Below are 6,145 nucleotides of genomic sequence, written 5' to 3'. Positions count from 1 at the left end.
ATGCATCAGCATGAGTGCGGGAGTATGTCACGGATCGGGACGGTAGGAAGGGCTGTTGCGGTATTGGCGCTCTAGCTGCTCCACAATGGAAATGGGAACGGATGAGGTCTCGGAGGGCTCTTCTGGCGAGGTGCCGATCTGCGTCTCGGTCTCCACATTGAACTGCCGAGATGTTGCCCAAACCACTGCTGCAATCAGCAAAAGGACGATAGCGGCACCGTAAAGAAAGGCGACGATGGCCATCGGGTCAATGGTTTAGCTTTCCCCTTCCATGATAAAGGCTGTCGAGAATTACCCACTTCAGGATCCCTTAGAGCAAGCCCTATGGGACTGGCACCGAGGCCAGGCCAAGGGATCCCTGCTCTTGCATGCCTACGGCCTGGAGGGGATCCCGTTGGCGGAAGAGCCCCAGGTGGTCTCCCCAGAGGTGTTCTTCACCCAGGAGCTGCCGGAGGTGGAGGCCATGGCTTTGGATCTATGCCGCGGTCGGGTGCTGGACATCGGCGCCGGCACGGGCCGCCACAGCCTGCTGCTGCAGGAGGAAGGATTGGCCGTGGCCGCTTTGGATCGCTCCCCTGTGGCGTTGCAGATCATGGCAGAGCGGGGGGTGCGTTGCCGCATTGCCGCCGATCTTTTCCACTGGCCGGGGCCAGGAGAGCCCTTCGATACCCTACTCCTGCTGATGAACGGCGTCGGCTTGGCGGGATCGCTGTCGGGCTTGGAGCGTTTTTTGCGCCTGGCTCGCCACTGGGTTCAGCCCACTGGCCAGTTGCTCCTGGATTCCACCGATTTGAGCGATGCCAGCGACCTCGCAGATCTGCGGAATCTGCCGGCAGAAGAGGGAGGGTGTTTAGAAAACTTGGAAGATCCCTCTGGCAAGCTGGCCGCTCCTGCCCACCTCGAAGCAGGTGGCTCAGAAGATTGGCAGGAAGGGAGCGAGGCAAAAGCCAAGGTAGTGAACTTTGTAGCCGAGTACAACGGCCAGCGGGGGGATCCCTTTCCCTGGCTATTTGTAGATCCGGAAACCCTGCTGCAGTGTGCCCACGCCAACGGCTGGCAGGGGCAGATTGTCTATCAAGAGCCGGAGGGGGCTTTTCTGGCACGCCTCACCCCCTTCTGAAGGACTCGCTAGTGGGAAAGGATCTGGGATAAAAACAGGCGGGAGCGCTCTTCTTTCGGATTGCTGAAAAACTCTTGGGGGGTGTTTTCCTCCACGATCTTGCCGCGGTCGAAGAAGATAATCCGATCCGCCACCTCGCGGGCAAAGCCCATCTCGTGGGTTACACACACCATGGTCATCCCCGAGCGGGCCAACTCCCGCATCACGTCCAGCACCTCCTTGATCATCTCTGGATCCAAGGCCGAGGTGGGCTCATCGAAGAGCATCACCGCCGGATTCATGGCCAAGGCGCGGGCAATTGCCACCCGCTGCTGCTGCCCCCCCGAAAGCTGCCCCGGGTATTTTTCCGCTTGCTCGGCGATCCCCACCCGGCTCAGCAGTTCCATGGCCCGCTCTATCGCCTCGCTTTTTTTCATCTTTTTCACGTGGATTGGGCCAAGGGTTACATTTTGCAAAACCGTGAGATGGGGGAACAGGTTGAACTGTTGAAAAACCATGCCCACTTCGCGGCGAATGGCATCGATGTTGCGCAGGTCGCTGGTCAGCTCAATGCCATCTACCACAATGCGCCCTCTCTGGTGTTCTTCTAAGCGGTTCAACGTGCGAATAAACGTGGACTTGCCCGAACCTGAAGGCCCACAGATCACCACCACCTCTCCGCGGCGGATGCGGGTGGTAATGCCCTTGAGGACGTGGAACTCGCCGTACCACTTGTGAACATCTTCGCATTGGATAATGTCAGCGCTGGCTGCACTTTGCGGAGAGAGTGAAGACCTTATGTGCGGGGATCCTTGCATGGGTGGGTGACTCCCTAAGTTTCACCAAAGCAGGCATGGGTACCATGGCAGAACTGGCCGAGCCACAACTGTAGCCTCTGCAACATTTCCATACGCCCTGACATGTAAGGCTTTGAGAAAATCGTAGGCGCCTATGGCAAACCATTCTATGGGGTGTGGGGTGTGGCAGGAGTGTAACCCAATGGCACGGTATCTCGGTTGAAGTGCCGTGTATGAACGACTGTTGACGACGAAGATCTTGAGGATTGACATGGGGTAATTTTATGAACTGGATAAAGCATTTGAACGGATTGGCTCCCTTGGCCGGGGCACTGGCGTTGTCTATGGGCCTGCAGTCCCTTCCCGCTTGGGCGCAGCTGGGGCCGCTCACCGACCGCATCAAGGCTCGGGGCGAGTTGATCTGTGGGGTAAACAACCAACTGCCCGGATTCGGCAACCTGGATGACCAAGGCAAGTATGTGGGTTTTGATATCGACATCTGCCGGGCAGTAGCTGCCGCTCTCTTTGGAGATCCGGACAAGGTTCGATACGTCTACCTGACGGCGGCCAATCGCCAGTCTGCGATTCAGTCGGGCGAGGTCGATATGATTAGCCGCAACACCACCTGGACCCTCACCCGGGATCGGGAGTGGGCGGTCACCTTCGGCCCCACCGTCTACTACGATGGCCAAGGATTTATGGTGAAGAAGTCGCTGGGGGTGGAGAAATTGGAAGATCTGAAGGGGGCCACCATCTGTGTGATTGCCGGCACCACCACCGAGCTGAACTTGGCGGATACCTTCCGCGCCCGTGGCATTGCCTTTACGCCAGTAACCTTCGACGGCGATGATTCCTCTTTCAACGCCTACGAAGAGGGCCGTTGCGATGCCATCACCAGCGACCAAAGCGCCCTCATCTCCCGCCGGGCCAGCTTGGCTTCTCCCGACGACCACGTGATCTTGCCGGAGGTGATCTCCAAAGAGCCCTTGGGGCCGCTGGTTCCCCACGGAGATGAGAGTTTCTCCGACATTATGAACTGGACGGTCTACGCCCTCTTCTATGCGGAAGAGAAAGGGATCACCAGCGCCAATGTGGAGGAGTTTCTCAAGTCGGAGGATCCCGATATCCGTCGTTTCTTGGGCCAGGAGGGCAACCTGGGAGAGCTGCTGGGCCTGAAGCCGGATTGGGTGGTCAATGTCATCAAGGCGGTGGGCAACTACGGCGAGATCTTCGACCGCCACCTGACCCCCTTGGGCGTGCCGCGGGGCTTGAACCAGCCCTACACCAAGGGCGGGATCCAGTACGCGCCGCCTTTCCGCTGATCGGCAATCCGGGAGCTGTCGCCCCCCCTGGGACAGGGATCCCGGTTGGTCAGTACCAGCCAGGGATCCCTTGTCCCCTGTTACGCTTTGGATTGTTGCTTGCGCCCCATGACTGCACTGTCTGACCAGCCCCACCTTCGCCCCCCCTGGTGGCGGAATGAGCGCATCCTAAAAGTTCTGCTGCAGGTGGCCTTTGTCGTGGCCGTGCTGCTGGTGTTCGGGATCCTTGCTCAGAACCTCCTCGCCAGCCTGCGCCGCCTGGGCATCAGTTTGGGCTTTCGCTTTCTGGGCAACTCCGCCAACTTTGGGATCACCGAGGGGCTGATCCCCTACGACCCCTCCGAGAGCTACCTGAAGGCGCTGGTGGTGGGGGCGGTGAACACCCTCTGGCTGTCCGCGGTCAGCATTGTGTTGGCGACGGCGATGGGCTTTGTCTTGGGGATCGCCCGCCTCTCCAGCAACTGGCTGGCCCGCCAATTGGCTACCGTCATCACCGAGATCTTTCGCAATGTCCCGGTGCTGCTGATCGTGATCTTCTGGTACCAGGGGGTGATCCTCACCCTGCCGGGGGTGCGCAACAGTCTCTCCATCGGCGGGCTTGTCTTTATCAACCAGCGGGGAGTGAAGCTGCCCGGGTTGGATCCCAGCGGCTGGCTGGTTCCCGCGCTGGCCATTGTAATCGCGGCTGGGTGGGGGATCCGCAAGCTGCTCCTAGTCTGCCGACCCGAGCTGGGATCCCGGCAGCGGAACCTGTGGGTGGCTGCGGGGGTAGCGCTGCTGGCGGTGGCCTGCTGGGTGCTCTTCCCGGAGCCGCCGGTGCGGCTGGATGTCCCGGTACTGGAGCGCTTTAACTTCCGGGGTGGGATCCAGCTTTCGGCGGAGTTTACCGCCATGATGCTGGGCTTGGTGACCTACACCGGCTGCTATATCGCCGAAGTGGTGCGGGGATCCTTTTTGGCGGTGCCGCGGGGGCAGTGGGAGGCAGCCCGGGCCATCGGCCTGTCGGAGCTGCAAACCTTTCGCTTGGTGATTGTGCCCCAGGCCCTGCGGATCATGATCCCCTCCTTGAACACTCAGTATCTCACCTTGATTAAAAACTCCAGCTTGGCCATTGCCGTTGGCTTCTCCGATCTGTTCAACATCAGCAGCACCATCATCAACCAGTCGGGACGTTCGGTGGAGATGTTCGCCATCCTCATGGCCACCTACCTGACCTTTAACCTGGTGGTTTCCTACGGCATGAACTGGCTCAATGCCCGCGTCAAATTGGTGGAGCGCTAACCCATGCCCAGCAGTCTCTCCTCTCCCCTTGTAGAAGAAAAGGTACTCCCCCCCAGGGAGAAACAAAGTCCTCTGGCTTGGGTGCGCCGCAACCTGTTCGACTCCTGGCTGAGCACCTTGCTCACCTTGGTCTCTGCCTTGGTGTTGGCCTGGGCAATTTCCCTGTTCTGGAACTGGGCGTTCACCCAAGCCCGCTGGGAAGTGATCCCGGCCAACCTGAAAATCTTTGCCAGCGGCACCTACCCCAGCAGCCAACTGTGGCGGGTGTGGGCGGTGTTGGGAATTGTGCTGGCCACCTTGGGGGTAGCGGGGGGGGCTTGGGGCGGTGTGCTGCTGCACTACCTCATTCTCTTGGGAGCTGCTATGGGCTTGGCCGCTTTCCTGCCTTTGGGAACCCAGTCGCAGGGGTGGCTGGCGGTTTGCTCTGGAGCGACTTTTGCCGCTATTGCCCTCAGTCGCGGACGGGAATCCTGGCGGCTGGCTTCCATCTGGGTTTGGGCCTTGATCTTGCCCCTCTGTCTGCAGCTGCTGCTGGGCGACCTGGGCCCCCCTTGGCCGGCAGTGCGGGCTGAGCAACTGTCTGGACTGCTGCTGACCTTGATCTTGGCGGCAGCCGCCATGATCATCGGCTTCCCCATTGGGGTGTTGCTGGCGTTGGGCCGGGCCAATCGGGCGTTGCCGGTAATCCGGATCTTCTGCACGCTGGTGATCGAGCTGGTGCGGGGGGTGCCTCTGACCACCATTCTGTTTGCCGCCTGGCTGTTGGTGCCCTTCTTTCTGGGGGGGATCAGCGTCAACCTGATCATCAGGGCGGAGGTGGCCTTCATCTTGTTTACAGCCGTGTACGTGGCCGAGGACGTGCGGGGCGGCCTGCAGTCGATCCCGCTGGGCCAGCTGGAGGCGGCACGGGCGCTGGGCTTGAACCCCTTTCAAGTGACCGCTCTGGTGATTTTGCCCCAGGCGTTGCGGGCAGCCGTTCCGGCGCTGGTGAACGAGTTCCTCACTCTCTTCAAAGACACGTCGCTGGTGTTCATTGTCGGCCTCATCGACCTGCTGCAGGCGGGGCGCGTGGTGTTCACCAACCCCAACTGGCTGGGCACCCAGCGGGAAGTGCTGTTTTTTATCGGCCTAATCTACTTCATCTGCTGTTTTGCCATGGCCTATGCCGCCCAGCAGGTGGAAAAGGCGCTGGGCTTGGGCAAGCGCTAGAAATTGCAGCCACTCCCCTTCCCCGTCCCCTCTGCTCAGGCCCCGGGATCCCCTTAACAGGCCAGGGCTACATCCCCCTATAGCGGCTCGACAAGTGCTTTTCCCTGGAGAGGGGGCAGCGCTAAGATAGCGGGGAACGTCTCGTTACACCTTGGCCCATGACCCTTGCCTCTGAGACCGAATCCCCGGAGCAAGCCGCGGCGGCCCCTGAGTCTGGTCGGGTGCGGGATCCGGAGTTTCCCTACGAGGTCGAGATGACCTTGATGGAGCACTTGGAAGAGCTGCGCAGCCGCCTGTTGGCCAGCGTGATCGCGGTGGTGATCTGCATCATCGCTTGCTTTGCCGCGGTGAACCGCATTGTCGCCCTGCTGGAGGTGCCCGCGCAGGGGGTTACCTTTTTGCAACTGGCGCCGGGGGAGTATTTTTTCGTTTCTGTG

At 60.4% G+C, this 6,145-nt stretch carries 7 protein-coding genes; 5 read left to right on the top strand and 2 right to left on the bottom strand.

The features are described from left to right. Positions 1-27: 27 nt before the first annotated feature. On the bottom strand, positions 28-243 hold the full coding sequence (locus NW856_RS08675; RefSeq protein ID WP_011430147.1) for a hypothetical protein: 216 nt from the start codon (positions 241-243) through the stop codon (positions 28-30). Positions 244-271: 28 nt separating this feature from the next. On the opposite strand from NW856_RS08675, the gene NW856_RS08670 reads away from it, so the two are divergent. Next, positions 272-1,120, top strand: coding sequence for a class I SAM-dependent methyltransferase (locus NW856_RS08670; RefSeq protein ID WP_414399849.1), 849 nt, complete (start codon positions 272-274; stop codon positions 1,118-1,120). A gap of 8 nt (positions 1,121-1,128) precedes the next feature. Here NW856_RS08670 and NW856_RS08665 read toward each other — a convergent pair whose 3' ends face one another. Beyond that, positions 1,129-1,917, bottom strand: coding sequence for an amino acid ABC transporter ATP-binding protein (locus NW856_RS08665; RefSeq protein ID WP_414349910.1), 789 nt, complete (start codon positions 1,915-1,917; stop codon positions 1,129-1,131). 263 nt (positions 1,918-2,180) lie between these two features. On the opposite strand from NW856_RS08665, the gene NW856_RS08660 reads away from it, so the two are divergent. The 4 genes from NW856_RS08660 to NW856_RS08645 form a co-directional block, all read left to right on the top strand. After that, positions 2,181-3,218 (top strand): amino acid ABC transporter substrate-binding protein, encoded by a 1,038-nt coding sequence (locus NW856_RS08660; protein WP_414399848.1) that lies wholly within the window; start codon positions 2,181-2,183, stop codon positions 3,216-3,218. A gap of 108 nt (positions 3,219-3,326) precedes the next feature. Next, positions 3,327-4,499 (top strand): amino acid ABC transporter permease, encoded by a 1,173-nt coding sequence (locus NW856_RS08655; RefSeq protein ID WP_414399847.1) that lies wholly within the window; start codon positions 3,327-3,329, stop codon positions 4,497-4,499. Positions 4,500-4,502: 3 nt separating this feature from the next. After that, the gene (locus NW856_RS08650) at positions 4,503-5,708 is read left to right on the top strand and encodes an amino acid ABC transporter permease (protein ID WP_414399846.1); all 1,206 of its coding nucleotides are present in this window, start codon (positions 4,503-4,505) and stop codon (positions 5,706-5,708) included. Positions 5,709-5,866: 158 nt separating this feature from the next. After that, positions 5,867-6,145, top strand: a 279-nt coding sequence (locus NW856_RS08645; protein WP_414399845.1) for a twin-arginine translocase subunit TatC, incomplete at its 3' end; no start/stop codon positions are given.

The organism is Synechococcus sp. R3-13, assembly GCF_047462195.1.
Classification (GTDB): Bacteria; Cyanobacteriota; Cyanobacteriia; order Thermostichales; family Thermostichaceae; genus Thermostichus.
Note: the sequence above shows the minus strand (reverse complement) of the source record. Positions and strands in the feature narration are given on the sequence as shown.

Excerpts from the sequence above, each read along its gene's own strand:
- NW856_RS08675 (WP_011430147.1), bottom strand. The coding sequence starts at position 243 with ATGGCCATCGTCGCCTTTCTTTACGGTGCCGCTATCGTCCTTTTGCTG.
- NW856_RS08665 (WP_414349910.1), bottom strand. The coding sequence starts at position 1,917 with ATGCAAGGATCCCCGCACATAAGGTCTTCACTCTCTCCGCAAAGTGCA.
- NW856_RS08670 (WP_414399849.1), top strand. The coding sequence starts at position 272 with ATGATAAAGGCTGTCGAGAATTACCCACTTCAGGATCCCTTAGAGCAA.
- NW856_RS08660 (WP_414399848.1), top strand. The coding sequence starts at position 2,181 with ATGAACTGGATAAAGCATTTGAACGGATTGGCTCCCTTGGCCGGGGCA.
- NW856_RS08650 (WP_414399846.1), top strand. The coding sequence starts at position 4,503 with ATGCCCAGCAGTCTCTCCTCTCCCCTTGTAGAAGAAAAGGTACTCCCC.
- NW856_RS08655 (WP_414399847.1), top strand. The coding sequence starts at position 3,327 with ATGACTGCACTGTCTGACCAGCCCCACCTTCGCCCCCCCTGGTGGCGG.